Source organism: Pseudomonas imperatae (assembly GCF_057128625.1).
Genome location: NZ_JBSKHP010000004.1, coordinates 67,678 through 94,262 on the forward strand (window position 1 = coordinate 67,678; position 26,585 = coordinate 94,262).

The 26,585-nt window shown below is 67.6% G+C and carries 17 protein-coding genes and 3 tRNA genes; 14 read left to right on the plus strand and 6 right to left on the minus strand.

Features of this window, described 5'->3' with window-relative positions:
• Positions 1-11 precede the first annotated feature (11 nt).
• The 8 genes from ACWKWX_RS06650 to ACWKWX_RS06685 all read left to right on the plus strand — a co-directional run bounded on the left by ACWKWX_RS06650 (position 12) and on the right by ACWKWX_RS06685 (position 10,559).
• Complete coding sequence (locus ACWKWX_RS06650; protein WP_483827266.1) at positions 12-1,076, plus strand: phosphotransferase family protein; 1,065 nt, start codon at positions 12-14, stop codon at positions 1,074-1,076.
• Between the two features lie 174 nt (positions 1,077-1,250).
• On the plus strand, positions 1,251-3,278 hold the full coding sequence (locus tag ACWKWX_RS06655) for a capsular polysaccharide biosynthesis protein (RefSeq protein ID WP_483827267.1): 2,028 nt from the start codon (positions 1,251-1,253) through the stop codon (positions 3,276-3,278).
• Positions 3,215-4,534: a capsule biosynthesis protein gene (locus ACWKWX_RS06660; protein WP_483827268.1), complete on the plus strand. Its 1,320-nt coding sequence runs from the start codon at positions 3,215-3,217 to the stop codon at positions 4,532-4,534. Before ACWKWX_RS06655 ends, ACWKWX_RS06660 begins: the two co-directional genes overlap by 64 nt.
• Positions 4,531-5,301 carry an SDR family NAD(P)-dependent oxidoreductase gene (locus ACWKWX_RS06665; protein ID WP_475505746.1) on the plus strand — a complete coding sequence of 257 codons (771 nt, stop codon included), beginning with the start codon at positions 4,531-4,533 and terminating at the stop codon, positions 5,299-5,301. The genes ACWKWX_RS06660 and ACWKWX_RS06665 overlap by 4 nt, the downstream gene beginning before the upstream one ends.
• A gap of 1 nt (position 5,302) precedes the next feature.
• Positions 5,303-6,829: an LTA synthase family protein gene (locus tag ACWKWX_RS06670; RefSeq protein WP_483827269.1), complete on the plus strand. Its 1,527-nt coding sequence runs from the start codon at positions 5,303-5,305 to the stop codon at positions 6,827-6,829.
• A complete protein-coding gene (locus ACWKWX_RS06675) occupies positions 6,813-7,394 on the plus strand; it encodes a GNAT family N-acetyltransferase (RefSeq protein WP_483827270.1) in 582 nt (193 codons plus the stop codon). The genes ACWKWX_RS06670 and ACWKWX_RS06675 overlap by 17 nt, the downstream gene beginning before the upstream one ends.
• A gap of 11 nt (positions 7,395-7,405) precedes the next feature.
• Positions 7,406-9,523, plus strand: coding sequence for a capsular polysaccharide biosynthesis protein (locus tag ACWKWX_RS06680; protein ID WP_483827271.1), 2,118 nt, complete (start codon positions 7,406-7,408; stop codon positions 9,521-9,523).
• Positions 9,516-10,559, plus strand: coding sequence for a phytanoyl-CoA dioxygenase family protein (locus tag ACWKWX_RS06685; protein ID WP_483827272.1), 1,044 nt, complete (start codon positions 9,516-9,518; stop codon positions 10,557-10,559). The genes ACWKWX_RS06680 and ACWKWX_RS06685 overlap by 8 nt, the downstream gene beginning before the upstream one ends.
• Positions 10,560-10,577: 18 nt before the next feature.
• Here the strand turns inward: ACWKWX_RS06685 and ACWKWX_RS06690 are convergent, their stop codons facing one another.
• The 5 genes from ACWKWX_RS06690 to ACWKWX_RS06710 form a co-directional block, all read right to left on the minus strand.
• Positions 10,578-11,924, minus strand: coding sequence for an aminotransferase class I/II-fold pyridoxal phosphate-dependent enzyme (locus ACWKWX_RS06690; protein ID WP_483827273.1), 1,347 nt, complete (start codon positions 11,922-11,924; stop codon positions 10,578-10,580).
• Positions 11,925-11,934: 10 nt separating this feature from the next.
• Positions 11,935-19,413 (minus strand): SDR family NAD(P)-dependent oxidoreductase, encoded by a 7,479-nt coding sequence (locus tag ACWKWX_RS06695; protein WP_483827274.1) that lies wholly within the window; start codon positions 19,411-19,413, stop codon positions 11,935-11,937.
• Between the two features lie 359 nt (positions 19,414-19,772).
• Positions 19,773-19,848 (minus strand) — tRNA-Gly (locus tag ACWKWX_RS06700).
• Between the two features lie 316 nt (positions 19,849-20,164).
• A tRNA-Gly gene (locus ACWKWX_RS06705) sits at positions 20,165-20,240 on the minus strand.
• A gap of 3 nt (positions 20,241-20,243) precedes the next feature.
• Positions 20,244-20,319: transfer RNA gene (locus tag ACWKWX_RS06710), tRNA-Glu, on the minus strand.
• Between the two features lie 315 nt (positions 20,320-20,634).
• On the opposite strand from ACWKWX_RS06710, the gene ACWKWX_RS06715 reads away from it, so the two are divergent.
• Together ACWKWX_RS06715 and ACWKWX_RS06720 are read left to right on the plus strand one after the other, a co-directional pair.
• Positions 20,635-20,910, plus strand: coding sequence for a hypothetical protein (locus ACWKWX_RS06715; protein ID WP_483827275.1), 276 nt, complete (start codon positions 20,635-20,637; stop codon positions 20,908-20,910).
• Positions 20,911-20,913: 3 nt separating this feature from the next.
• The gene (locus ACWKWX_RS06720; RefSeq protein WP_483827276.1) at positions 20,914-21,639 is read left to right on the plus strand and encodes an MFS transporter; all 726 of its coding nucleotides are present in this window, start codon (positions 20,914-20,916) and stop codon (positions 21,637-21,639) included.
• 29 nt (positions 21,640-21,668) lie between these two features.
• On the opposite strand, the gene ACWKWX_RS06725 is transcribed toward ACWKWX_RS06720, so the two are convergent.
• Positions 21,669-22,598 (minus strand): LysR family transcriptional regulator, encoded by a 930-nt coding sequence (locus ACWKWX_RS06725; RefSeq protein WP_483827277.1) that lies wholly within the window; start codon positions 22,596-22,598, stop codon positions 21,669-21,671.
• Between the two features lie 122 nt (positions 22,599-22,720).
• Here ACWKWX_RS06725 and ACWKWX_RS06730 point away from each other — a divergent pair, with 122 nt between their 5' ends.
• The 4 genes from ACWKWX_RS06730 to ACWKWX_RS06745 are packed head-to-tail and all read left to right on the plus strand — an operon-like array spanning position 22,721 to position 26,581.
• Positions 22,721-23,911 (plus strand): serine hydrolase domain-containing protein, encoded by a 1,191-nt coding sequence (locus ACWKWX_RS06730; RefSeq protein ID WP_483827278.1) that lies wholly within the window; start codon positions 22,721-22,723, stop codon positions 23,909-23,911.
• A 20-nt stretch (positions 23,912-23,931) separates the two neighbouring features.
• Entirely contained in the window at positions 23,932-24,984 is a 1,053-nt protein-coding gene (locus ACWKWX_RS06735) for a zinc-binding alcohol dehydrogenase family protein (protein ID WP_483827431.1), read from the plus strand.
• Positions 24,981-26,207: an MFS transporter gene (locus ACWKWX_RS06740; RefSeq protein WP_483827279.1), complete on the plus strand. Its 1,227-nt coding sequence runs from the start codon at positions 24,981-24,983 to the stop codon at positions 26,205-26,207. The genes ACWKWX_RS06735 and ACWKWX_RS06740 overlap by 4 nt, the downstream gene beginning before the upstream one ends.
• Entirely contained in the window at positions 26,204-26,581 is a 378-nt protein-coding gene (locus ACWKWX_RS06745; protein ID WP_483827280.1) for a hypothetical protein, read from the plus strand. The genes ACWKWX_RS06740 and ACWKWX_RS06745 overlap by 4 nt, the downstream gene beginning before the upstream one ends.
• Positions 26,582-26,585 lie beyond the last annotated feature (4 nt).

Below are 26,585 nucleotides of genomic sequence, written 5' to 3' on the forward strand. Positions count from 1 at the left end.
ACGTTGGGAAGATGAGTTTCGAATTCAAACCGCTGCAGGCCAGTACGCCCCTTTACCGGCTTGCGCAAGGAACGCTAGGGCAGCGCCTGGGCCTGTTGCTGCCGGGGGTGGACGTTGCCGCGCTGCGCATCACCACCACCGAACTGTCGGGCAACGCGTCGTTCGTCAACTATGTGCGCCACCATCACCTGGAAGACCCGGCCACGGGCGCGGTGCTGGACGTGGTGGAGAAGTCCATCCGCAAGGTGGCGTTCATTTCCAGCCTGGAAGCGCGCTTCTACCGCGAGCGGCAGGTGCTGGAGGGCAGCGTCCATTTCCAGCACCCGGCCTGCTACGGGCTGATAGAGACGCCGTGGGAGAGCATTATCTTCACCCGTTTCGTGCAGGGCCGCGCGCCGCGCATGCACGCTATCGCTACCCGGGTGGCGCAAGGCATCGCCGAGCTTGAGCAGCGCTCGGCTGCCCACCTGGCGGCCGTGCCCCGCGGGCAGCGGTTCAAGTATTGGCAGATGGATTTCTTCCGGCCGTGGTACCTGCTGCGGCCCCGCTTCAACTACGCACGGCATTTTCGTGACCTGCGGGCACTGGCGGCGGGCGACGCGCGCTTCAATGGCCTGCAGCAGCCGCTGGCGGCGCTGACGCCGGTGCTGCGGCGCCTGGCCCGCGCGGCGCAGGCGAGCCCGCGCTGCTTCAGCCACATGGATTACCTGCGCAAGAACCTGTTCGTCTCGCCCCAGGGCTTGCAACTGATCGACTGGAGCGAGGTGAAGGTCGGCCGCATCGGTTTTGATGCAGGTTCCTACCTGAGCGGCCTGCTGCGCCGACGGGACATGGCCAGCTACGCGAAAGCGCGGGATGAGTTCGTGGCGGCCTACCGCGCGCAGTTGCCGGACGGCCCGCAGCGCGCCGCCGCCCTTGAGAACATGCGCTACGTGCTGCTGCTCAATTCACTGTGGCATTTCCTGCGCCCGGAAACCGCCCAGGCCCACCTGGCCCGCGGCCAGATGCCGCTGCTGCGGGAAAAGCTGGATTACCTGATTGAACTGGGGCGCACGCCTAGCACATACCACTCGTAGGAAATATCGTACAAACCGACTTTTTGTGTAGGAAAATTCAGGCAAATCGCCATCCTGTTCATGATTCTGTATTAAACTCGCCGCCGCCCTTCCTGGGCATGGTTTCCAGGGCTCATTCATCGAGCCCTGCCTGTTTTTCGTCTTCTGCAATCGGAATGTTCAGCAACCTTTTTTATGGATATAGAGTCTCCGTCTCGCGCCTGCCTGCTGGTTTTGTCCAAGGGCGCGCAGCAGATCAGCACCCTTCCTGCGCTTCTCGACGACTACCGGCTGGTCAACGGCCGCGCCGTGGATGCCGCCCAGGCCGACGCGCTGTTGGCCTGGGGCCGCAAGCCCAGCGCGCTGGTGGCCGAACGCGTGGCAACGAAAGCCGGCCTGCCGGTAATGCGGGTAGAGGACGGTTTCCTGCGCTCGGTAGGCCTTGGGGCCGATGAGCCACCGCTGTCGCTGGTGGTGGATGACCTGGGTATTTATTACGACGCCCAGGGGCCTTCGCGCCTGGAGCAACTGATTGGCCAGCCGCTGGACGACCAGCAATTTGCCCGGGCACAGGCGCTGCAAGGCGCCTGGCAACGCGAGCGGGTTTCCAAGTACAACGCCGCACGCTTCACTGCCCTCGACCTGCCCGGCCCGTGCGTGCTGGTGGCCGACCAGACCTTCGGCGACGCATCGCTGCAGGGCGCCGGGGCCGCCGAATTCCAGCACATGCTGGACGCGGCATTGGCCGGCCACCCTGATTGCACCGTGCTGCTGAAGGTGCACCCCGATGTGGTGGCCGGGCGCAAGAAAGGCCACTTTGACCTGGCACGCCTGGCGCAGCAGCCACGCGTGCAGGTGCTGAGCGCCGACATTCACCCCGCCGACCTGCTGCCGCACATGCGCGCCGTGTACGTGATGACCTCGCAACTAGGCTTCGACGCGTTGTTGTGGAACGTGCCCGTGTACACCTTCGGCATGCCGTTCTATGCCGGCTGGGGCCTGACCCACGATGCTCGGCCTGCGCCACAGCGCCGCCAGCCGGCCAGCCTGGAGCAGCTGGTGCATGCCGCGCTGGTGGCTTACCCGCGCTACATCAGCCCTGAAACCGGGCGTGCCTGCACCCCGGAGGTGCTGATGGCCTGGCTGGGGCTGCAGCGGCGCAAGCGCAGCAGCCTGCCGGCCGCCATCCAGATGCTGGGCTTCACGCGCTGGAAGGTGCCGCTGGTGCATCAGTTCTTCGACGGCAGCAGCATTCGCTTCGCCAAGGACCACGACGACCTGAGCACGGGCGTGCATACCGTGAGCTGGGGCTGCAAGCACGACGAACACCTCGCCACCCACCGCGCCCCCATCACCCGCGTCGAAGACGGTTTCCTGCGCTCCGTGGGCCTGGGCGCGTCGAAAAATCGCCCGCTGTCCTGGGTTATCGACGATCTGGGCATTTATTACGACGCCACCCGCCCTTCGCGGCTGGAACAGTTGTTGCAAAGCGGTTGCCCCGAAGACCTGGTGCAGCGCGCCGCCGCCCTGCGCGAGGCTATCTGCGCCGCCGGGGTTACCAAGTACAACCTGCCTGGCAGCCAGTGGCAGCGCCCGGAGGGCAAGCCCCAGGTGATTCTGGTGACGGGGCAGGTGGAGTCGGATGCGTCGATTCGCTTTGGCGCGTACCGCATTCGCAGCAATTTGCAGTTGCTCAAGGCGGTGCGTGCCCGGCACCCGGATGCCTGGCTGCTGTACAAGCCGCACCCCGAGGTGCTGGCGGGCACGCGGCCGCGGGGGCCGGATGAAGATCAGACCGGCGCCTGGTGTGACGAGGTGGTGGGCGACACGCCGTTCCATCAGTTGCTGGAAGCCGTGGACGAGGTGCATGTGCTGACCTCGCAGTCGGGCTTCGAGGCGCTGATGCGCGGGGTGCCGGTGACCACTTACGGGCAGCCGTTCTACGCCGGCTGGGGGCTGACAGAGGATGTCGACATGCACCCCGACGTCCAGGCACGGCGCCAGCGGCGCCTGAGCCTGGACGAGCTGGTGGCGGCGACGTTGATTCGCTACCCCACGTACGTGAGCCGTATCACCGAGCGCTTCACCACCCCGGAACAGACGCTGCTCGAATTACAACACTGGCATGAATTACCCGCGCAAAAAGGAGCAAAACCCGCATGGCCGCAAGCAGTCCTCCGTTGGCTCCGGAGTTTTTCGAGACGGCCGTTGCCGCAGAGCTGAAACCCCCGCGCAGTTCCCGCCTTCATGTCACCGCGCCACAGCGCTCGTTCCTGCTGCTGCAGGGCGTGAGTTCGCCGTTCTTCGCCAGGCTGGGCCAGGCGCTGCGTGCCGAGGGCCAGCGCGTGCGCAGTGTGACCTTCAACATGGGCGACCTGCTGTACGGCCGTGGCGCGCGCAGTTTTTGCGCGGTGCCGCAGCAGCAGCTGGAGGACTACTACGCCCAGTGTTTCGCCGCCCATGACGTGACCGACGTGGTGCTGTTCGGCGACTGCCGCCCGGTGCACCAGCCTGCGGTGCGCCTGGCGCGCCAGCGCGGCATTCGCGTGCATGTGTTCGAGGAAGGCTATTTCCGCCCCTACTGGATCACCCTGGAACGCGATGGGGTGAACAACCACTCGCGCCTGCCCCGCGACCCGCAGTGGTACCTGGAAGTGGGCAAGCACATTCCGCGCTACAAGAACGGCAACGAGTTCAAGCTGTCGTTCGCCGCGCGCGCGTTCCATGACGTGATGTACCACGTGGGCGGGGCGCTGAACAAAGTGACCTTCCCGCACTACCGCACCCACGCGCCGTTCAATGCAGCGGTGGAATACGCCGGTTTCATTCGCCACGGGCTGCGGCTGTTCCAGGCCAGCCAGCGTGACGCCGCGGTAATCGACCAGGTGGCGACCGAGCGCTACCCCACCTTCCTGTTGCCGTTGCAGCTGGACAGCGACTCGCAGATCCGCGACCACTCGCCGTTCGCCAACATGACGGAAGTGCTGGACCACGTGATGACGTCGTTCGCCCGCCACGCGCCGGGCGACGCGCGCCTGGTGGTGAAGAACCACCCGCTTACCCCGGGCCTGGTGGACTACCACCGCATTACCCGCGAGCGTGCCGCCCACTACGGCATGGCCGACCGCGTGCACTTCCTGGAAACCGGGCACATGCCCACGCTGCTGTCGCACGTGGCTGGCGTGGTGACCATCAACAGCACCGTGGGCGGCTCGTCGCTGCTGCACCACCGCCCGACGTTCACCCTGGCCGACCCGATCTACAACCTCGAAGGCCTGACCCACCAGGGCGGCCTCGACGATTTCTGGCGCTACCCGCAGGTGCCGGACAACACCCTGTTCCAGCGCTTCCGCAACACAGTGATCCATACCACCCAGGTCAACGGCGGCTTCTACACCCGCTGCGGCATCGACATGGCGGTCAGCAACTCACTGGAAGTGCTGATGGCAAAAACTTCACGAATCGAACTTTTCCTATGACGCAATCCCCCCGCTGCATCCTCATCACCGGCGCCACGGGCGGCATCGGCGGCGCCCTGGCGCCGGCCTATGCCGCCCCCGGCGTGACCCTGATCCTGCAGGGCCGGCGCACCGACCGCCTGGAAGAAATGGCCGCGCAATGCCGCGCCGCCGGCGCCCGCGTGCTGCTCAAGGCGCTGGACGTGCGTGACATCGAGGCCCTGCGCGCCTGGGTGGCCGAAGTCAGCGCCGCCGAGCAACCGGACCTGGTGGTGGTGGGTGCCGGCCTCAATACCGACATCGGCCCCCAGGGCGAAGGTGAGGTGTGGAGCAACACCCAGGCGTTGGTGGAAGTGAATGTGGTGGCCGCCATGGCCACGGTGGAAGCGGCGCTGCCGGCCATGCGCGCGCGGCGCAGCGGGCAGATCGCGTTGTTCAGTTCCCTGGCGGGCTGGCGCGGCTTGCCGACCACGCCCAGCTACAGCGCCAGCAAGGCGGCGATGAAGGCCTACGGCGAAGCGATCCGCGACTGGCTGGCGCCCGAAGGCGTGCGCGTCAACGTGATCGTGCCGGGCTACGTGGAATCGAAGATGTGCTTCGAGATGCCCGGGCCCAAGCCGTTCCTGTGGACCGGCGAGCGCGCCGCCGCGCGCATCCGCCGTGGCCTGGCGGCCAACCAGGGGCGCATCAGCTTCCCGTTCCCGCTGGACCTGGGTTGCTGGCTGCTGGGGGTGATCCCCCAGCGTCTTTCTTCTGTCATTTTGCGTTGGCTGGATTACGGTGCCTGATTTGTTCGCGTCCCCCCTTTTCGTCCTGGCGCTGGCCGGGCTGTTGCTGACCCTGGGCTTCGAAGCCCTGCTGGTACCCCGCCCTGGCCTGCGCCGCCCGCTGAGCAGCTGGTTGCTGCATGTGGGCAGCTGGCTGGTTTCGCTGGGCGTGCTGTACGCGCTCACCGGGCGGCCGTGGTTCAGCACCGTCAACGCGCTGTGCGTGTGGCTGCTGGTGGTGCTGGTCAGCAACGCCAAGTACCACTCGCTGCGCGAGCCCTTCGTGTGCGCCGACTTTGAATACTTCAGCGACGCCGTGCGCTTCCCGCGCCTGTACCTGCCATTCTTCGGCATCGGCAAGGCCATCGTCCTGGCGCTGGCGTTTGTCGCTTACCTGGGCTGCGGCCTGTACTTCGAACCACGCGCACCGTTTGCCCTGTATGACGCCGGGCAAACACTGCTGATCGGCGCCGCGCTGCTGGCCGGCGGCCGTCGCCGCCTGCCGGTGCCCAGCTTCGATGCCTCGGCCGACCTGCAGCGGTTCGGCCTGGTCAGCTGCCTGTGGAACTACTACGGCGCCGCGCGCCGGCCGGTGGACCTCGATGCCCTGGGCTCGCCCTTCACCGCCAGCCCGGCCGCTACCTCCACCGTGCTGCCGGACCTGGTGTCGGTGCAGAGCGAATCGTTCTTCGACGTGCGCACCCTGTGGCCCGGAATTCGCCCCGACGTGCTGAACACCTTCGACCAGCTGCGCGACGAAGCCGTGGCCCACGGCCCGCTGCAAGTGGCCGCCTGGGGCGCCAACACCGTGCGCACCGAGTTCGCCTTCCTCAGCGGCATCGCCGGTGACCGCCTGGGCGTGCACCGTTTCAACCCCTACCGCCTGCTGGCGCGCAAGGGCGTGCCGAGCATTGCCATGCACCTCAAGCGCCAGGGTTACCGCACCGTGTGCATCCACCCTTACGACGGCTCGTTCTATGGCCGCGACAAGGTGCTGCCGGCGCTGGGCTTCGATGAGTTCATTGACGTGCGCAGCTTCGACGACAGCCAGAAAGCCGGGCCTTTCATTGGCGACTGCGCGGTGGCCGAAAAGATCAACCAGCTGCTCAGCGAGCCGGGCCGCACCCAACCGCTGTTCATCCACGCGGTGACCATGGAAAACCACGGCCCGCTGCACCTGGAACAGGTGGAAGCGGCCGAACTGGGCGCCTGGTTCGACCAGCCACTGGGCGACGGCATGCGTGACCTGGGCCCGTACCTGCGCCACATCGGCAACGCCGACCGCATGCTGGGCATGCTGCGCAGCCACCTGCTGACGCTGCCACGCGCCACCGCGCTGTGCTTCTACGGCGACCACGTGCCTATCCTGCCGGATGTGTACAAGGCGCTGGGCGCGCCGGTGGGCGACACCGAATATTTCATCTGGAGCAACCGCGGCCCGGCCACGGCGCAGGCCAGCCCGCTGCCGGTGCAAGACCTCGCCAAGCTGTTCGTCGAGCGCGGCCAGGCGGCTGCCCAGAGCAAGGCCGACTATGCCAACGCCGGCTGACGCGTTGCGAATCGTCGCGGGTAACGAGCTGGCCTTGCCCGACGAGCACCTGGCCCGCATGGTGGCGCGCGGGCGCGGTTCGCTGCGCATGATCCTGGGCAACGACGCCTGCCGCTACCGGCTGCTGCACCAGAGCATCAACTGGGACCGCCTGCTGTTCGCGTTCCAGGGCGCCGAGGCGGTCGGCCATGCCAGTTTCAAGCACGGCGGGCGCGGCCCGTTTGCACCCTCTGGCCAGGCGTTCGTCAACGAATTCGGGCGCTGGCGCGGCTGGCTGCGCTTCGCCCTGTACCGCTTCACCGAGCACCGTGAACGCCACCACGCGTTCTTCCTGTATGGCTTGCGCGTGAGCAAGGAACACCGCCGCCAGGGCATCGCCACGGCGCTGATCGACGCCGTGTGCGCCAAAGCCCACGCCTTGGGGGCCAACAGCGTGGCCCTGGAAGTGCTGGGCCGCAATAAAGGCGCACGGCAACTGTACCTGCGCAACGGCTTCAGCCAGGCCAGCCGCCTGCGCCTGCCCGGCCTGCACGTGCTGGGCATGCGCCGCAGGCTGGCGCCATGAAGCCTGCGGTGATGCAACTCGAAAGCCTGGTGCCCGGCGACGGCTGGGTGGGCATCATGTCCCAGTGGGTGGCGTGGAAGGTACTGCACCTGCCGCGCTTCCTCGAACCCGAGGGCCAGCCGTTCTGGCTGTGGCGCCGCGGCGCGCGTGCGCCCAAGGGCCTGAAAGCCATCGCCGGCATCGGCTACAAGCGCTCTTCGGCCCAGGCCCGGGTGCTGTGTGCGCGCTGGAACCTCCCCTACATTGCCCTGGAAGACGGCTTCCTGCGTTCCTCGTCGCTGGGCGTGGAAGGCGACACGCCGATGTCGATGGTGGTGGACCCGATCGGCATTCACTACCTGGCCGACCGCCCTTCGCTGCTGGAGAACCTGCTGCAGGCGCCCGGGCAGTTCGATGCGCAGGAACTGGCCACCGCCCAGGCGCTGATTCAGCTGATGCGCCAGACCGGCATCGGCAAGTACAACAACGCCCCCGACCTGCCGCCGCAGCAGGCGCCCGGCCGCGAGCGCCCGCTGGTGCTGGTGGTGGACCAGACCTACGGCGATTTCTCGATTCCCGGCGGCGGCCTGTGCGAGGCTGATTTCGTGCGCATGCTCGACTGCGCGCTGGCGGAAAACCCCGACGCCGACGTGCGCGTGCGCATCCACCCCGACTGCCTGCGCGGGCACAAGAAAAGCTGCCTGCTGGACGCCGCCCGCGCCCGTGGCGTGGCCCTGGAAACGCGCTCGGTGTCGTGGGCGTCGTTGGCCCGCCAGGCCCGCAGGGTTTACGTGGGCACCAGCCAGGCCGGCCTGGAAGCACTGATTCTGGGCGTGCCGGTGACCTGTTTCGGCCTGCCGTTCTACGCCGGCTGGGGCCTGACCGACGACCGCATGGCCATCCCGCGCCGCCAGGCCCGGCCGACCCTGCGCCAGCTGGTAGCGGCAGCGTACCTCCGCTATTGCCGTTATGTAGACCCGCTCACCGGCCAGCTCACCGACGTGCTGACGGTGGCGCGCCAACTGGCACGGCAGAAGGCCCAGGACAGCGAGTTCGCGGGGCCCTTGGTGGTGCTGGGCGTGAAGCGCCACAAACAGCACAACCTGCGGCGCTTCCTCGGCAGCCGCTGGGGCCAGCTGCGTTTTGCCGAGGACAGCCCCGATCTGCTCGGCCGCGTAGCGGAAGAAGGTGCCAAATTGGTGGTCTGGGCCGGGCGCGAGCCACCCGGGCTTGCCGTGCGCGCCCAGGCCTACGGCGTGCCGCTGTGGCGCATCGAGGACGGCTTCCTGCGCTCCAGCGGGCTGGGGGCGTTGAATGCCCCGGCCATGTCGCTGGTGCTGGACCGCCACGGCATCCATTTCGACCCCAGCAGCGACAGCGACCTGTTCCGCTACCTGCAAGGGCGCCAGTACTCGCCCCAGGTGCTGGCCGAGGCGGCGCGGCTGCGCGAGCGCATCGTTGCCAGCGGCGTCAGCAAGTACAACCTCAAGGGCCAGGCCCCACGCCTGGACGCCGCCCCCGGCCAACGCTGCTTGCTGGTGCCCGGCCAGGTGGAGGACGACGCCGCCGTGTTGCGCAGCGGCCCGCAGCCCTGGGGCAACCTGCAGCTGTTGCAGGCAGTGCGCCAGCGCGCCCCGGAGGCCTTTATCGTCTACAAGCCGCACCCGGACGTGGAAGCCGGCAAGCGCGTCGGCGCCCTGCCCCGTGCCCAAGTGCTGGCGTTCGTCGACCAGATCGTCGAGCACGGCGATATTGTCGCGCTCTACCCGCAAATCGACGAACTGCACACCTTCAGCTCCACCGCCGGCTTCGAGGCGCTGCTGCGTGGCATTGCCGTGCACACCTACGGCCAGCCCTTCTACGCCGGCTGGGGCCTGACCCACGACCGCCTGCACCTGGGCCGGCGCACCCGGCGCCTGAGCCTGGACGAATTGGTGGCCGCCACCCTGTTCGACTACGCGCGCTACGCCGACTGCCAGCACCACCTGCCGTGCGACGTCTGGCATGCGCTGGCGCAACTGCAGCACGCCCCGCGCAGCAGCCGGGTACAGCGCACGCTCCCGCCTTCTTTAGGCCATTACCTCCGGGTGATGCTAGGCATGCCGCACCGCCTGGCCGCCCCCCAGTCAAAGGACCCGACACATGCCTGAGTTCATCAAGGCCGTGGGCCGCTACGCCAGCCTGCCCTGGCACTGCCTGCAACTGGCCAGCCACGCCAAATCCTTCCAGGCCAACCCGGTGCTGGGCAGCCCGCGCCTCAACGCCCTGGGCCTGCACGTGAAGCGCCGGCAACTGGCGATGCACATGGCGCAGCTGCGCCGCCGCCAGCTGGCCAGCCGCCTGGCGCCCCAGGACCTGGCCAACTTCGAGCGCGACGGGTTTTTCCTGCGCGAGAACTTCCTGCCGCCCGAGCGTTTCAAGGCGCTGCGCGACGAGGTGCGCGCGCTGCGCACAGTGGGTTGGGAGATGCGCCAGGGCAAGGCCGTGACCCGGCGCCTGAGCCTGGACAGCGACGTGCTGGCGGCGAACCCCGGCTGCGCGGCGGTGGTGCGCGACGCGGGCATGCGTGATTTGATCAGCTACGCCTCGTCCAACACCGGCGGCATCACCTACCAGTTGCAGGCGATCCTGGTGGACGCCGTGGCGGCGCCCATGGACCCGCAGACCTGCCTGCACGCCGACACCTTCCACCCCACGGCCAAGGCCTGGCTGTTTCTGGAGGACGTGGAGGATGACCAGGGGCCGTTCTGCTACGTGCCCGGTTCGCACCGCCTGACGCCCGAGCGCCTGGCCTGGGAATACCAGAAGAGCCTGCGCGCGGCGACGTCCAGCGAGCAGATGCACCGCGAAGGCTCGTTCCGCATCAGCGAAGCGGAGCTGGCCAGCCTGGGCCTGCCAGCGCCACGGCGCTTCGCGGTACCGGCCAACACCCTGGTGGTGGCCGACACCTCGGGCTTCCATGCCCGCTGCGCCAGCGTGCAGTCCAGCCACCGGGTGGAGATTTACGCCAGCCTGCGGCGCAACCCGTTCCTGCCATGGCGCGGCGCGCACCTGTTCGGCCTGCCGCTGATTGCCGACCACCACATGCGTTGGGACATCCGCCTGAAACAGTGGATGGGCTTTGCCCAGCGCAGCCATTGGAAGTTCCTCGACCGGCTCAACGCCTACGACCCCTCCAACCTGTGACGCCGGGCGGGCGCGCCGTTACAGGCGCGCCAGCTCCCGGGCCACCAGGGCCACCGTGTCGGCGATCTGCTGCTCGGAATGCAGGCAAGACACGAAGAAACGCACCCGCGCTGCCTTCTCCGGCACTGCCGGGTACAGGATCGGTTGCGCGTTGACGCCGTGCTGGAACAGCGCCGCCGACAGCTGCGTGGCCTTCAGCGAACTGCCGGTGATCACCGGAATCACCGCAAGCCCGGTGCTGGTGGCCACGTCCAGGCCAGCCGCGCGTGCTAGTTGCAAGAACTGCTCGCCACGCGCCTGCACCGCCGCCACCGGCGACGGATCAGCCTTCATGCAGCGCAACGCCGCCAGCGCCGCGGCCGCCACCGGTGGCGGCATGCCGACGCTGTAGAGGAAGCCCGGCGCCAGGAATTTCAAGTGTTCCACCAACGCCGCCTCGCCGGCGATGTAGCCACCGCAGCTGGACAGCGTCTTGCTGAGGGTGCCCATCCACAGGTCGACGGCATTACCCGGCAGGCCGAAGTGCTCGCGGATACCCTTGCCGGTGGCGCCCATCACGCCCAGCGAATGCGCCTCGTCGACCATCAGGAACACCCGGTGGCGCTGCTTGAGCTCGACGAAACGCGGCAGGTCGGGGTAGTCGCCGTCCATGCTGTAGATGCCTTCCAGCACCACCAGCACCCGCTCGAAGTGCTGGCGCTGCTCGCCCAACAGGCGGTCCAGCGCCTGCCAGTCGTTGTGCGCAAAGCTCAGGCGCCGAGCGCCGGACAACTGAATGCCCTGCAGCACGCTGTTGTGGATCAGCTCGTCGTGCACAATCAGGTCACGCGGGCCGAACAGGTAGCCCAGGGTAGTGACGTTGGTGGCGTGGCCACTGACGAAGGTGATGGCGTCCTCGACGTCATACAGCTCGGCCAGTTCGCGCTCCAGCTCACGGTGCAGCGGGCGGTCGCCGGACACCGGGCGGCTGGCCGACACCGAAGTGCCGTACTGGTCGATGGCCTGCTTGGCCGCGTCCACCACCTGCGGGTGGTTGGCGTAGCCCAGGTAGTTGTAGCTGGCGAAGTTCACGTAGGCCTGGCCACCGATGGTGGTGCTGGCCTCGGCGCGCCCTTCGTGCAGCTTGAAGAACGGGTTGCTCAGGCCCATCTGCGCGGCGCTCTGCATCATCACGCGCAGCTGCTGGTAACCGGGGTGCAGGGCGAAGCGGTAGAACTGCTCCGGCACCTTGGCCGCTGCCTGTTGCGCAGCTTCCAGCGACGGCGCCGGCTCGCCACCGGCCTGGCGCAGGCGGCGTTCGCGCGCCTGCTGAATCAGTTGATCCTTGGCGGAGCCGGCCAGGCCGGCCGGGGGATTGCGGTTCATGGTAGCCATCTCAATTGATCAACCGGGTGGAGGCACCGCCGTCGAGTTGCGCCAGGTCCTGCGCGCTCAGCTCGACGCCGTGGCGGGCCAGGGTGTTCTTGGCCAGGGCCTGCTGCTCGTCGCCGTCGGACACCGCCTGGGTGCCGCGCAGCAGTTCGATGATGCGGCGGGTGAGCTTGTCGATGGACGAGCTGTCGCTCAATTCCATCACCGGCAGGCGAATGCCGAAGCGCTCTTCCACCGCCACCACCAGTTCCACGCTCATCAGCGAGTCCAGGCCCAGCTCCTGCAGTGGGCGGCTGGCGTCCAGGCGGGCCACCGGCAGGCGCAGGATCTCGCTGATTTCCTGCTTGAGCATTTGCGCGAAGACTTCCGTCAGCGCCTCGTCATCCAGCTCGGCCAGCAGGCGTTGCACGTCGTCGGCGTCGCTGTCGTCGTCCTGCTCGCCGCCTTGCAGGCGTGCCAGCTCGGCGAACTTCGGCGCGCCGGCGGAAGGCAGGAAGCGCGACAGCGCTTTCCAGTCCAGCTCCAGCACGCCCAGGCCCGAACGCCCTTCCAGCAGCATGCCTTCGAGGTTGTCCAACGCCTCGGCGGCCCGCAGCGCGGCGCCGCCCATGCGCCCTTGCAGGGCTTCCTTGATGTCCTGGTTGCGGGCCAGGAAACCGGCGTCGTCGATGGCGCCCCACAGCACGCTGGTGGCCGGCAGGCCAAGGGCGTGGCGGTGGCGGGCCAGGGCTTCGAGCCAGTGGTTGGCAGCCACGTAATTGGCCTGGCCGGGGTTGCCGAACAGGGTGGTGGCCGACGAGAACATCACGAAGAATTCCAGCGCCAGGTCGCAGGTCAGTTCATGCAGCAACTGCGCGCCCATGGCCTTGGGTTCCAGCACCCGCTCCAGCTGCTCGCGCTGCAGGTTGCGGATCAGGCCGTCGTCGATGACGGTGGCGGCGTGCACCACGCCGCGCAGCGGTTGGGCACGGCCGGCGATGTCGGCGAACACTGCGGCCAACTGCGTGCGGTCGGTGATGTCACAGGCCACGGCGCGCACGTCGACCCCTTGTTCGCGCCAGGCACGCAGGGCCGGTTGCGCCTCTTCGGTGGCCGGGCCGCGGCGGCCCAGCAGCACCAGGTGGCGGGCGCCCTTGCTCACCAGCCACTGCGCCGTGCGCAGGCCGAAGCCGCCCAGGCCGCCAGTCACCAGGTAAGTGCCCTGGGCATCCAGCTGCAGGCTGGCCGGCACCTGGGCCGCACGCTCGGCCACGTGCTGCAGCGGCGTGCGGTAGGTGACCACGATCTTGCCGATCTGGCGGGCCTGCTGCATGTAGCGGAAGGCTTCGACCACGTCGTTGGCATCGAACTCGCGGTAGGGCAGCGGCGTCAGGGTGCCGTCGTTGAACAGGTCCATCATCTGCGCGAACAGGCGACGGGTCAGCTCGGGGCGCTCGCTCATCAGCTGGTCGGCGTCGATGCCGAAGTAGCTGATGTTGTTGCGGAACGGCCGCAGGCCGATCTTGGTGTTCTGGTAGAAGTCACGCTTGCCCAGCTCCAGGAAGCGGCCGAACGGCTTGAGCACCTGGAAGTTGCGGTTGATGGCTTCACCGGCCAGGGAGTTGAGCACCACGTCGACGCCACGGCCGCCAGTGATGGCCAGCACTTCGTCGGCGTAGGCCAGGGAGCGTGAGTCAAACACGTGCTCCACGCCCAGCAGGCGCAGGAAGTCGCGTTTTTCGTCGCTGCCGGCGGTGGCGTAGATCTGCGCGCCACACCATTTGGCGATTTGCACGGCAGCGATGCCCACGCCGCCGGCGGCGCCGTGGATCAGGATCTTCTCGCCAGGCTCCAGTCGCGCCAGGTGCTGCAAGGCGTAGAACACGGTAAAGAAGGTGCTGGGGATAGTGGCCGCAGCTTCGAACGACATGCCCTCGGGGATGCGCGCCACGGCGTTGGCCTGGGTGACCAGGCGGTTGGCGAAGCTGCGCGGGCCGAAGCCGACCACGCGGTCGCCGGGCTGGAAGTCGCCCTGCACGTCGCTGCCCTTGCCACGCACCACGCCGGCGAACTCGAAGCCCAGGGTAGGCCCGGAGAAGCCGTTTTCGATGGCTTCATCGGACAGCAGGCCCAGCGCGTACATCACGTCGCGGAAGTTCAGGCCGGTGGCCTGCACGTCGATATCCAGCTGGTCGCTGGCGGCGCTCAACGGCGCCTGCACTTGCCAGCGCAGGTTACGCAGTTGCCCCGGCTGGTCGAAGCCAAGGCTGACCACCGGCTGTTCGCCGCCAGCCTGCGCTGGGCGCACGCGGGCCTGCACGCGCAGGCGCGGTACGAAGCGATAGCCTTGGGCGTCGACGGCCATTTCAGTCTCGGCGTCGGCGGCCAGCAGCACCGGCAGCAGCGCGGCAGCCGGGGTATCGACGGCCAGGTCCAGCAGGCGCACGCGGCAGGCGCCGCTTTCGTTGGCCAGGGTGCGGCCGAAGCCCCACAGGGCAGCGTCGGCAATAGCGCCCAGGGGCTGCTCGCCTGCCTGTGGGTGCCAGGCGTTGTTGGTCAGCAGCCAGCACGTCGGGGCGATGCCCGCCGCCTCGCAACCCTGCACCAGGCGCGCCGCCAGCATGCAGCGGTCGGCCTGGCCCGGCAGGCCGTGGCCGCCGAACAGGCCGGCCAGCAACAGAATGTGATCGGTGCCCGGCTGCAGCGTGCCCGCCTGCACGGCGTCGGCCGGCAGCAGCGTCACGCCCTGCCCCGCGCCTTGCAACACGGCTTGCAGGGCCTGGCTCAGGGCCGCTTCCGGCCCTTGCGGGTCGGCCACCAGCAGCCATTGCTGGGCCGGTGCCGGCGCGGCTTGCTGGGCGGCACGCGGCTGGGCGGCCTGGGCCACCAGCACGTAGCTGCCAGCGGCCATGCCTGGGGCCAGCTCGAGGGGAGCAGCGCAGCTCAGGCCGTGGCGTTGCAGCTCTTGCTGCCAGAACGCCGGGCGTTGTTGCGCACCCAGGTTGCCCTGCTCGGGCAGCGCCAGCCACCAGTCGGCGCAGGCGCCGAACAGGAAGTCGGCCCAACGCGTCGGGTGCTGCGCCAACAGCAACAGTTGGCCGCCATCGGCCAGCACGGCCGCGGCCTGGCGCAGGCCCTGGCTGATGCTGTCCAGGGCCGCCAGGTCGCTGGGCACCAGCACCAGGTCGAAGACTGCGTCCAGCGCATCGGCTGGGGTGCTGACCTGCACCTGGGCGAATTCGCCTTTCAGCAGCTCGCCGGCTTCGGCGTCGGCGCTGCGGTAGTGATAGTCGATGCGGTCGAAGTCCAGCAGCGGGCACAGGCCCTGGGCCAGCGGCTGGCCCTGCAGGCCGATTTCCAGTACGCGCAGGCGCTGGCCAGCAGCCAGGCCGGCGAGGCGCTGCGCCAGGGTGTCGAGCAGCGACTGCAGCAACGCCTGTTGGCCGGCGGCGCCCAGTACCTGGCGCGCCAGGCCGGCGCGCGAGGTTTCGCGCGGCAGCAGTTGCTGCACTTCACGCTCGCCACGCAGCAGCGCCGGCAGGTGCAGGCCCACCTGGCCTACCGAGTGAATCAGTTGGAAGTGCTCCGGGTAGCCATGGAACAGCGCCTGCCAGATGGCCTGGCTGCCAGGGCGCGGGCCCGGCTCGGCCAGGCGCCAGGTGTCGCCGTCGGCCAGCAGGCTGCCGTCGTCGCGGCCGTACGCCAGCAGCGAAGCCAGCAAGGCCTCGGCCTGGGGCGCCTGGGCCAGCAGGGTTGGCGCATGCAGGGCGCCGCCGTGGCTGTCGAGCAGGTCTTGCACGAAGCTGCTGCACAGGCTGTCCAGCAGCGGCTCCACTTCATCCACGTAGCGCTGGGCCACGGCGTCGCTGGCCACCGCGCCCAGGCGCGCCTGCAACGCAGGGCTCAGGCTGTCGGCCGCCAGTGCCGGCGCCGGCATGCCCGGCAGCGGCTTGGCCACCGCCACGGTTGCGACCTGCTTGACGTCTTCGGAGCGGTCACGGTGCAGGCGCACGCCACGGAAACGCGCGTTGCTGATGCTGATGACGGCGGCACCGGTGCTGTCGTACAGCACGAAGTCGGCCAGCAGCGAGTGCTCGGAACGGCGCACCAGGCGCACTTCGGCCAGGCACGGGGTGCCCGCCTGGCGGCTGAAGGCGATGCGCCCCAGCTTCACCGGCACGAACGCCAGCGCACCACTCTTGCGGCCTTCGCCGGCCAGCAGCTGGGTGATCAGCTGGAAGGCGCTGTCCAGCAGCGCCGGGTGCAGGTGCAGGGTATTCAGTTCGGCGGCGATGGCAGCCGGCACGCTGAGGCGCGCCAGCACCCGCTGGCCGTCGAGCCAACCTTCTTCCACGGCCTGGTACGCCGGGCCGTAGTTCAGGCCCACGGCGCTGGTCAGGCGCAGGTGCGCCTGGCGGTCGAAGTCTGCTTCGCGCGCCGGCAACTGCGGGGCACGCACGTCCAGCATCACGCCGCGCGCCTCGCCCGGGGAACGGGCGACCACGTGGTGCACCCAGGCTTCGTTCTCGCCGTGGTGGCGCGAGCTGATGTGCAGGGTGCCGTCGCTGTCGTCGATGCGCACGCGGGTCTTGCGGCTGCCTTCGGCGCCGAGAATCAGCGGGTTGTGAATTTCCAGTTCTTCGATGTCGACGAACTCGCCCGGCTGCAATTGCAGCGCCGCGGCCAGGGCCAGTTCGGTGAAGCCGGCGCCCGGGAACAGCACCGCTTCGCCAACCTTGTGGTCAGCCAGGGTGGGGAACAGCCGGGTGTCCAGGCGGTTCTCCCACACCAGCGGGGTGTGCGGCAGGCCGTGGCCCAGGTACGGGTGCACGCGCTTGCGCTGCAGCAGCTCGGCGGTCTCGCTGGTGACCGGCAGCACGAAGCGCTCGCCCTGCCATGGGTAGGCCGGCAGGTGCACGAAGCGCCCGGCCACCGGGAAGGTGTGCGCCAGTTGCGGCTCGACCCCGGCGATCAGCAGGCGCGCCAGGCTGCGGTCCACCAGCTGGGTGCTGTGGTTGTTGCGCTGCAGGGTGGCGACCACGGCGCCTTCGACGCCCTCGGCCAGCAGCGCATCGTTGACGTAGCTGCGCAGGATGGGGTGCGGGCCCACTTCCACGAACACGTTCAGGCCTTCGGCCACCAGGCCTTGCACCGCCTGCTGGAACAGCACCGGCTTGCGGATGTTGTGCCACCAGTATTCGGCGCCCAGGCCCTCGCCGGCCAGGCGCTGGCCAGTCACGGTGGAATAGAAGGGAATGGCGCCGGCCGACGGTTTGATGTCGGCCAGTGCCGCCACCACCTGCTCGGCGATGCAGTCCATGGCCGGTGAGTGGAAGGCGTAGTCCAGTGCCAGGCGGCGGACAAAGATCTGGCGTTCGTTGAGCACGGCCTCGAACTGGCTGAGGTCGGCGTCGGCGCCGGCCACGGTAGCGCCCTTGGCGCTGTTTTCACCGGCAATATGTACGCGGCCGTGCAGGCCCAGTTCCTCGATCAACGCCAGGGTGGCGTCGGCCGACAGGCCAACCGCCGACATCTGCCCGGTGCCACGGGTGAGGCCCTGCAGGCGGCTGCGCTGGTAGATGATGTGCGTGGCGTCGGCCAGGCTCAGGGCGCCACAGGCCCAGCCGGCGGCGACTTCGCCGACGCTGTGGCCCACTACTGCCACGGGCTGTACGCCGCGGCGCTGCAGCATGCGGGTAACCCCGACCTGCAGGGCGAACAGCGCGGGCTGGGCGATTTCGGTCAGTGCATAGCGGCCGTCACCGTTGTCACCGGCAAGCTCGGCGCGCAGCGAATAGCCGGCCATGGGCTGGAAGATGGCGTCGATCTGCGCCACGGCTTCGCTGAAATCGGGGTCGTCGAGCAGGGCCTTGCCCATGCCCTGCCACTGCGAGCCGTTGCCGGAGAACACCAGCACCGGGCCGTTGGCCTGGTCGGGCGCGCGGCCGCTTTCCACCAGCGAACTCAGCTCGCTCACCGACGGGTCGGCGGCGAAGTCCACCAGCGCCTGGGCCATGGCCTTACGGTCAGCATCGATGACCACCAGGCGGTGGGCATGCAGGTCGCGGCGGTACAGCGCCTGGTAGGCGACGTCGTACAGCGCCGGCGTGGTGCCGGCACTGAGGAATTCGGCCATTTGCCCAGCGGCCTGCGCCAGCGCGTCGCTGTCCTTGGCCGACAGCACCAGCGGCAACGCACGGTTTTCCACCGGCTGCGCGGCGGCAGGCGCGGCCACGTGGCTGCGCAGGATGACGTGGGCGTTGGCACCGCCGAAGCCAAACGAGTTGACCCCCACCACCAGCTCGCCTTCTGGCTTCAACGCCAGGGTGTCGGTGACCACCTGCAGGTTGAGGTCGGCGAACGGGATGTTGGGGTTGAGCCTGGTGATGCCGATGGTGGCTGGCACCTCGCGGTGCTGCAGGCAGTACAGCGCCTTCATCAGGCCAGCGGCGCCGGAGGCGGCTTCCAGGTGGCCCATGTTGCTTTTCACCGAGCCGATCGGCAGCACACGGCTGCGCTGCGCACCCAGCGCCTCGCCCAGTGCGCGGGTCTCGATGGGGTCGCCGACCGCGGTACCGGTGCCGTGGGCTTCCAGGTAATCGAGCTGGTCGGGGTGAATGCCGGCATTGCCGTAGGCCTGGCGAATCAGGTCGGCCTGGGCATCGGCGCTGGGCAGGGTCAGGCTGGATTTGCGCCCGTCGGTGTTGACGGCGCTGCCGGCCACCACGGCCAGGATGTTGTCGCCGTCGGCCACGGCCAGGTCATAGGCCTTGAGCAGGAACAGGCCGGCGCCTTCGGAACGCACGTAGCCATCGCCGGACTCGTCGAACGAGTGGCAGCGGCCGGTAGGCGACAGCATGGACGCCTTGGAGAAGATCAGGAAACCGAACGGGTGCAGGTGCAGGCTGATGCCGCCGGTGATCGCCTGGTCGATATCGCCGCTCTGGATAGCCTTGTGCGCCTGGTGGAAGGCCACCAGCGACGAGGAGCAGGCGGTGTCGACGGTCATGCTCGGGCCACGCAGGTCGTAGAAGTACGACAGGCGGTTGGCGGTAATGCTCGAAGAGTTGCCCGTGGCCGTGCCGGCGTCGATCGCCGCCATGTCCTCGGTGAGGCGGTAGGCGTTGTCGACGCTGGCTACGCCCAGGTACACACCACAGTTGCTGCCGCGCAGGCGCGAGGGTTTCACCCCGGCGTTCTCGAACAGTTCCCAGCCCATCTCCAGCAGGAACCGCTGCTGGGGATCCATGCTCGCCGCTTCGCGCGGGGAAATATTGAAGAAACCGGCGTCGAAGCGGGAGATATCCCCCAGCGAGCCTGCCGCGAAGGTATAGGCCGTGCCCAGGTGCGCCTTGTCGGGGTGCAGGTACTCTTCATGAGACCAGCGTGTGGCATCGGCCTGGGTCACCAGATCCCGCCCCTGCTGAAGGTTCTGCCAGAACGTCTCGCGATCAGAACCCGGGAAGCGGAAGGAGGTACCTATGATTGCAACTTTTCTTAACATTGACGAACACATTCCTTGGATCGTCGCGAGCATGATCACTGGGCGGCGTGATCAACCCCACGGCTACTATATAGACGGCAGACAAGGCCACCAGGTGCCCTGTGCAAACCTGAGACGCACGACGAGTGACACGTAGAGGCGCGAGATGGAAAAAGGCGAAGACTGGGGCTGTGCCCGGAGGGTGCCAGGGCGAATTCGGACCATGCCGAACGGCCTGACGACCCGATTTTGCGGCGCGAATGATGGCACATTGGGGGAAAGACGTGAAGGCTGGATAATGCCGCACCCCATGCCTGCCGTCGGGCCAAATGACGCACAAACAAAAACGCCGCTCAGTGAGCGGCGTTCTTGATTTAATTTGGAGCGGGAAACGAGACTCGAACTCGCGACCCCGACCTTGGCAAGGTCGTGCTCTACCAACTGAGCTATTCCCGCAGAAGACAACTTCGTGTATCAGCCATCTTGTCCGAACCGTTGATGTTCATCAGCGTTTCGATGGGGCAGATTTTGAAGCTATTTGAAGATCTTGGCAAGCACTTTTTTCAAAAAAATCGTTTTTTTTCACAGGGTTAGCGAAATAGCCGGTTAAAGGCCCCCGTAGCCGCTGCCGAAGGCTGCGTCTCGGGCGCGGACGGTGAACCTGACGCGTCCGGGACGCAGCCTTCGGCAGCGGCTACGGTCCGCCCATAACAATGACTATTTTTTCGCACAAACAAAAACGCCGCTCAATGAGCGGCGTTCTTGATGAATATGGAGCGGGAAACGAGACTCGAACTCGCGACCCCGACCTTGGCAAGGTCGTGCTCTACCAACTGAGCTATTCCCGCAAATGGCGTCCCCTAGGGGACTCGAACCCCTGTTACCGCCGTGAAAGGGCGGTGTCCTAGGCCACTAGACGAAGGGGACACGCTGCCCGGAACACATGGTGTGTGTTTCGGTGCCCAGACCCGCACCCTGAGGCTTGGTTCTGGTTTCACTCAACCCCGCCCGAAAGCGAAGCTGTTTAAAAATGGAGCGGGAAACGGGACTAGAACCTTGCCCGTAACTCTTTGATTAAGAAAGAGTTTCCGCGTATTCCCTATCAGGAATGGACACGATTATGGACTTATTCTTTCGCGATGGCAAGTGTTGTGCCAACTTTTTTTCTACCGCAGGCTGCTGATGTCCATCAACATCTGGAGCATCGCACGGCCACCTCGATCCCGCAAAGGAACCCGGAGCATGCAGAAGATCCGCTCCGTTCCTGCCGGTTGCGGTGGCTACAGGCTGGCGACCCGGGTGCCATGCCAGAGAGGAAATACGTGTCCAGCGCGGCTCAAGGAACTGCGCCAGCAGTTCGAGACGGGTCGGACCGCGCTGGACGACGTGCTCTGCAAAAGGGCGACCGAAACCACATGCAAACGATTCTATGGCGATGTTGATCGTGTTCGGGGCTTGACGATTGCAGTCGCGGCAGGTGTGCCGATTGCGATCTTCATCGGCCAGAGCCTGGGCTGACCGATGTCCTACCGGTTCATCGCGGCCATCGGTCTGGTGTCACTGGTGGCGATGGCGGCCACCTTGCCGCGCCAGATCGACATCGCGCCGGCGGGTAGTCTCATTGAGCAGGTCAAAGTGCTGGGCAGCGGGCGCCTGCTGATCGCCTTTGGCATGAACTTCTGCGCATGGGGCGGCACTTTCGTCGCCTTCGCCTACCTGCCCAGCATCCTGGCCGAGATCACCGGTTTCGGCCCGAACGGCGTGGCCTGGATGCTGGCCCTCTACGGTGTCTCGGTGATCGTCGGCAATGTCCTTGGCGGGCGGGTGTCCGACAAGAAGGTCGTGCTGGCGCTGATGCTCGGCGCGCAGGCGGCGGTGTTGTTGATCTTCACCTTCACGGCCGCGTCCATGCTCGGTTCGATTCTGACGCTCGGCGTGCTGGGCGCGCTGATGTTCTGCAACGTGCCGGGGCTGGCGCTCTACGTCGTGCAACTGGCCCAGCGCCATCGGCCGGGCAACGTAGACATCGCTTCCCCCCTCAACGTGTCGGCCGCCAATGCTGGCATCGCGCTCGGCGCCTTCATCGGCGGGCTGGTGGCGGATTCCCGGCTGGGGTTGGGGGCAACGCCTTGGGTCGGCGCGGTCATGGTCGGCATTGGCCTGCTGCTGACTATGTGGAGCGGCTGGCCCGACCGCAGAGAGACGGGGGCAGGTTCAGTGCTCTCGAACGCTGTTCGAGAGCACTGAACTTTGGAGGCGGCATGGACCACGTCTTGTTATCGACTGCGCTGACCTCTGGGGCTCGGGATCTTGCTCTTGGTGGCCGGAAACACCCTCGCGCTCAGGAAGTCCACCAGCGCCCGCACCTTCGGCGAGGGGTACTTGCTCGCCGGCCAAAGCACGTGGAAGACGCCGCCGCGCTCCACATGGTCTGCGAGGATGGGTTGAAGCCGGCCGTCGGCCAACGGCTCGCGGATGGCGAAGTCCGGCAAATAGGCGATCCCCAGTCCTTGCAGCGCGAAGCACACACGCGTCTCGATGTTGTTGCAGATCATCGAGGTGGGCAATGGCAGTTCGGGTGCGCCAGGTTCCTGTCGCAGCGCCCAGGTCTCCAATTTGCCGCTGTTGGGGAAGCGGTAGTGCAGGCAGGTGTGTAGCAGAAGATCGGCAGGTACTTGGGGTGTCCCCCGCAGTTCCAGGTAGCCAGGCGAAGCGATCAGCACCGAGCGGAAGGTACCCAACCTGCGCGCTGTGAGGCGAGAGTCGGTCGGCTCGCCCGTGCGTACAACCGCGTCGAAACCTTCCTCGATTACATCGACCATCCGGTCGGTGAAGTCCAGGTCCAACTCGATCTCGGGGTATTCGCGCATGAACTCGCCGAGTACGGGCAGTACGAGCGAGCTGACCAGCGGCAGGCTGACCCGCAGGCGCCCACGCGGCGCTGCGGTGGCTTGCGACAGTTCCAGTTCCGCCGCCTCGATCTCGGCCAGTATGCGGCGGCTGCGTTCCAGGAACAGCGTGCCCTCGGCGGTCAGCGTGACGCTGCGCGTGCTGCGGTGGAACAGGCGCACCCCCAGCTTTTCCTCCAGGCGCGCCACGCTCTTGCCGACGGCCGAGGCCGACACACCCAGCAGCCGCCCGGCGGCGACGAAGCTGCGCGTCTCGGCCACCTGCACGAACACCACAAAGCCGTTCAGGCTGTCCATGATCCGTTCTCCTCACGATTGCGGATACTTTGTTCCGCACATCAAGGAACTGTAGCCTACTTTTTCTTTAATAGAGAGCTTTCTATCGTTGAGGCATTGCCCATTGAATCGAGGTATTTGCCATGACAGCTCACCAATTTCCCCTGCGCCGGGGTGTTCCGCCCGCGCACCTCGCCGCACATGTCCAGGCCGTCGTGCAGCAGACACTGGACGACAGGCGCCTAGTGGGTGCCGTCGTCCTGATTGCCCGCGACGGCGAGCTGATCCACCAGCAGGCCACCGGCTTCGCTGACCGCGAAAACGCGCGACTGATGACCCTGGACACGGTGTTCAGGCTGGCCTCGGTCAGTAAGCCCATCGTCTCCACTGCGGCCCTGGTGCTAGTGGCACAAGGCCAGCTAGACCTGGACGTGGGCATCAAGCGCTGGCTGCCCGAATTCCAACCCCAGCTGGCCGACGGCCGCCCGGCACGCATCACGGTGCGGCAACTGCTCAGCCATACGGCCGGTCTTGGCTACCACTTCTTCGAGGCCGACGCAGCCGGCCCCTACGCACGGGCCGGTGTGTCGGACGGCATGGATGCGTCCGGCATCAGCCTGGAGGAAAACCTGCGCCGCCTCGCCAACGTGCCGCTGCTGTACGAACCGGGCACGGCCTGGGGCTACTCATTGGCCACGGACGTGCTGGGCGCGCTGATCGCGCGCGTCCACGGCACGCCGCTGGACGAGGCGGTGCGCCAACTCGTAACCGGCCCGCTGGGCATGGTCGATACGGGCTTCGTCGCGCGCGATCCCCAGCGCGTGGCTACTGCCTATGTGAACGACACGCCGCAGCCGCATCGGCTGGCCGAGGATGAGACGGTCTCGGCCTTCGAGGGCGCCGTGGGCATCACCTACAGCCCCTCCCGCATCTTCGATCCGCAGGCATTTCCTTCGGGCGGTGCGGGCATGGCGGGAACGGCGCAAGACCTGCTGCGCCTGCTGGAAGCTTTGCGCCAAGGCTGCGGTGCGTTCCTGCCCAACGAATGGATCGCGGAAATGGCGCGGGATCAAACGGACGGCCGGGAACTGCCCGATGCGCCGGGCTTCGGCTTCGGACTGGGATTCTCGGTCTTGCGCGACCCGGTGCTGGCCGCTTCCCCGGAATCGGTAGGCACCTGGCGCTGGGGCGGCGCCTACGGCCATTCCTGGTTCGTGGATCGGGCACAGGGCCTGAGCGTCGTGGCCTTCACCAACACGCTGTACGAAGGCATGTCCGGCCGCTTCGTCACCGACCTGCGCGATGCCGTCTATGGCGCGCTGGAGGTGCGGTGATGAAGACGAGTCCCGCACACATGGCGGCCATCGCGTTTCGTCGCGGTTCCACGCTGGACGATCTCGACTGCCTGACCGATGTCGAAACCGAACGTCCCGAGCCGGGGCCGCACGACGTGCGCGTCGCGGTTCATGCCGTCTCGGTCAATCCGGTGGACACCAAGATCCGGGCCGGCCGGGTCGCGGTGCCCGAGGGCGTCCGCTCGCTGGGCTGGGATGCCGCGGGCATCGTCGAAGCCGTCGGCGAAGCGGTCACGTTGTTCCAGCCGGGTCAGAAGGTCTACTACGCCGGCTCCTTCGATCGCAGCGGCAGCAATGCCCAGTTCCACCTGGTGGACGAGCGCATCGTCGGCCACATGCCCCGGACTTTGAGCGTCGCCGAGGCGGCGGCGCTGCCGCTGACTGCGCTGACGGCCTGGCAACTGCTGTTCGACCGCCTGGGAGTGGCGCCCGGCAAGCCGGCCGATGCCGGCAGCCTGCTGGTGCTGGGCGGCGCCGGCGGGGTCGGATCCATGCTGATCCAACTCGCGCGGCGGCTGACTGGCCTGACGGTGATCGCCACAGCCTCGCGCGGAGAAAGCCGCGACTGGTGCCTCGCCCTGGGCGCTCACCACGTCATCGACCACCGGCAACCGCTGGCGGCGCAGGTCGGCGTGCTGCCCGCGCCACCCGTCACCCACATCGCGGCGCTGTCGCATACCGCTGAACACCTGAGTGAACTGGCGGAACTGATCGCGCCGCAGGGCCGGCTGGCGATCATCACCGACCACGACAGCTTGGACGCCGCGCCGTTCAAGGCCAAGAGCGTGTCGCTGCATTGGGAGATGGTGTTCACCCGTCCGCTGTACCGCACACCGGACATGGTCGCGCAGCACCGCATCCTCGAAGAAGTGGCCGCGCTGGTGGATGCGGGCGTGCTGCGCTCGACCGCCCGCCATGTGCTGCATCCGCTGAATGCGGCCCGTTTGATCGAGGCCCATCGGCTGGCGGAAGGCGGTGGCGTTGCCGGCAAGGTGGTCGTGGCCCGCACGCTGGACGACACGGTGCAACCCGCGCAGGAGGCCGGACGATGAGCGCCGTTGCCCAAGACCGCCTGCCGCTGGCGCCGTTGCTGGCCCTGGCGATGGCAGCCTTCATCACCATCCTGACCGAAGCGCTGCCGGCCGGTCTACTGCCGCAGATGGCGCAGGGACTGATGGTGTCCGAAGCCTGGGTCGGCCAGACCGTGACGATCTACGCCATCGGTTCGCTGGTGGCGGCGATTCCGCTGACCGCCGCCACGCAAGGCGTGCGCCGCCGCCCGCTGCTGCTGGCGGCCATCGCCGGTTTCGTCGTCGCCAATACCGTCACGACGTTCTCCGGTAGCTATGTTCTGACGATGGTGGCCCGCTTCCTCGCGGGCGTGTCGGCCGGGCTGCTGTGGGCGCTGCTGGCGGGCTACGCCGCGCGCATGGTGCCCGAGCACCAGAAGGGGCGCGCCATCGCTATTGCGATGGTCGGCACGCCACTGGCACTGTCGCTGGGCGTGCCGGCCAGCACCTTCCTTGGCAACCTGGTCGGCTGGCGGACGTGCTTCGGCATCATGAGCGCGTTGGCGCTGCTGCTCATGGTGTGGGTGCGCGTCCAAGTGCCGGACTTCGCCGGGCAGGCAGCGGGCAAGCGGCTGCCGCTGGGCCGTGTGTTCACCATCGCCGGCGTGCGCCCGGTCCTGTTCGGGGTGCTGGCCTTCGTGCTGGCGCACAACATCCTCTATACCTACATTGCGCCGTTCCTCGCGGCGGCGGGCATGGCCGAGCGGACGGACCTGGTGCTGCTGGTATTCGGCGTCACCTCACTGCTGGGCATCTGGATCGTCGGCGTGCTGATCGACCACCACCTGCGTGCGCTGACGCTCGCCAGCACCGTCGTGTTCGGGGTGTCCGCGCTGGCGCTCGGCGTGGCGGGCGATGCGCCTGTCGTGGTCTATGTAGCGGTGGCCGCCTGGGGCCTGGCCTTCGGTGGTGCGGCGACGCTGTTCCAGACGGCGCTGGCCAACACGGCGGGTGAAGCGGCGGACGTCGCGCAGTCCATGCTGGTCACCGCCTGGAACACGGCGATTGCCGGTGGCGGCATCGTGGGCGGTGTGCTGCTCGAACGGCTGGGCGTTGGCGCTTTCGCCCCGGCCTTGCTGGTGTTGCTGGTGGCGACGCTGGTGGTGGTGTGGGCGGCCAGGCGGCACGGCTTTCCCGCTCCGGCGGGTGCGGCCGGGTCATGCCCGGCAACGACGCCCGATCGACGGACAGAAGTGCAGCCATGAACGGCGCGCGCGCACTGTTCTTCATCGCACTGGGGCTGTTCGGCCTGTATGCCGTCGAGTTCGGCGTGGTCGGCATCCTGCCGGCCATCGTCCAGCGTTACGGCATCAGCGTGGCCCAGGCCGGCGGATTGGTCGTCAGCCAGATGTGGATGACCTCGGCGGCACCGGATGAACCAGAGTTCGCCACCAGCCTCTATGTTCCGGCGGCCAACCTCGATGTGGTGCTCAGGGCCGCGGTCAGGGGCGGTTTCATCGAAGCAATAGGGATGCAGGGAACGGTCTGGAGCGGCTGGCTGTTCGCGGCGTTAGCGATGGCTGCCGTGCTGGGCAGAAAGCCCTGGCGCTCAAACCTGCATGGATACATGGAGGGATGAGAAT

Excerpts from the sequence above, each read along its gene's own strand:
- ACWKWX_RS06650 (WP_483827266.1), top strand. The coding sequence starts at position 12 with ATGAGTTTCGAATTCAAACCGCTGCAGGCCAGTACGCCCCTTTACCGG.
- ACWKWX_RS06655 (WP_483827267.1), top strand. The coding sequence starts at position 1,251 with ATGGATATAGAGTCTCCGTCTCGCGCCTGCCTGCTGGTTTTGTCCAAG.
- ACWKWX_RS06660 (WP_483827268.1), top strand. The coding sequence starts at position 3,215 with ATGGCCGCAAGCAGTCCTCCGTTGGCTCCGGAGTTTTTCGAGACGGCC.
- ACWKWX_RS06665 (WP_475505746.1), top strand. The coding sequence starts at position 4,531 with ATGACGCAATCCCCCCGCTGCATCCTCATCACCGGCGCCACGGGCGGC.
- ACWKWX_RS06675 (WP_483827270.1), top strand. The coding sequence starts at position 6,813 with ATGCCAACGCCGGCTGACGCGTTGCGAATCGTCGCGGGTAACGAGCTG.
- ACWKWX_RS06680 (WP_483827271.1), top strand. The coding sequence starts at position 7,406 with ATGCAACTCGAAAGCCTGGTGCCCGGCGACGGCTGGGTGGGCATCATG.
- ACWKWX_RS06685 (WP_483827272.1), top strand. The coding sequence starts at position 9,516 with ATGCCTGAGTTCATCAAGGCCGTGGGCCGCTACGCCAGCCTGCCCTGG.
- ACWKWX_RS06690 (WP_483827273.1), bottom strand. The coding sequence starts at position 11,924 with ATGAACCGCAATCCCCCGGCCGGCCTGGCCGGCTCCGCCAAGGATCAA.
- ACWKWX_RS06695 (WP_483827274.1), bottom strand. The coding sequence starts at position 19,413 with ATGTTAAGAAAAGTTGCAATCATAGGTACCTCCTTCCGCTTCCCGGGT.
- ACWKWX_RS06715 (WP_483827275.1), top strand. The coding sequence starts at position 20,635 with ATGCAGAAGATCCGCTCCGTTCCTGCCGGTTGCGGTGGCTACAGGCTG.
- ACWKWX_RS06720 (WP_483827276.1), top strand. The coding sequence starts at position 20,914 with ATGTCCTACCGGTTCATCGCGGCCATCGGTCTGGTGTCACTGGTGGCG.
- ACWKWX_RS06725 (WP_483827277.1), bottom strand. The coding sequence starts at position 22,598 with ATGGACAGCCTGAACGGCTTTGTGGTGTTCGTGCAGGTGGCCGAGACG.
- ACWKWX_RS06730 (WP_483827278.1), top strand. The coding sequence starts at position 22,721 with ATGACAGCTCACCAATTTCCCCTGCGCCGGGGTGTTCCGCCCGCGCAC.
- ACWKWX_RS06735 (WP_483827431.1), top strand. The coding sequence starts at position 23,932 with ATGGCGGCCATCGCGTTTCGTCGCGGTTCCACGCTGGACGATCTCGAC.
- ACWKWX_RS06740 (WP_483827279.1), top strand. The coding sequence starts at position 24,981 with ATGAGCGCCGTTGCCCAAGACCGCCTGCCGCTGGCGCCGTTGCTGGCC.
- ACWKWX_RS06745 (WP_483827280.1), top strand. The coding sequence starts at position 26,204 with ATGAACGGCGCGCGCGCACTGTTCTTCATCGCACTGGGGCTGTTCGGC.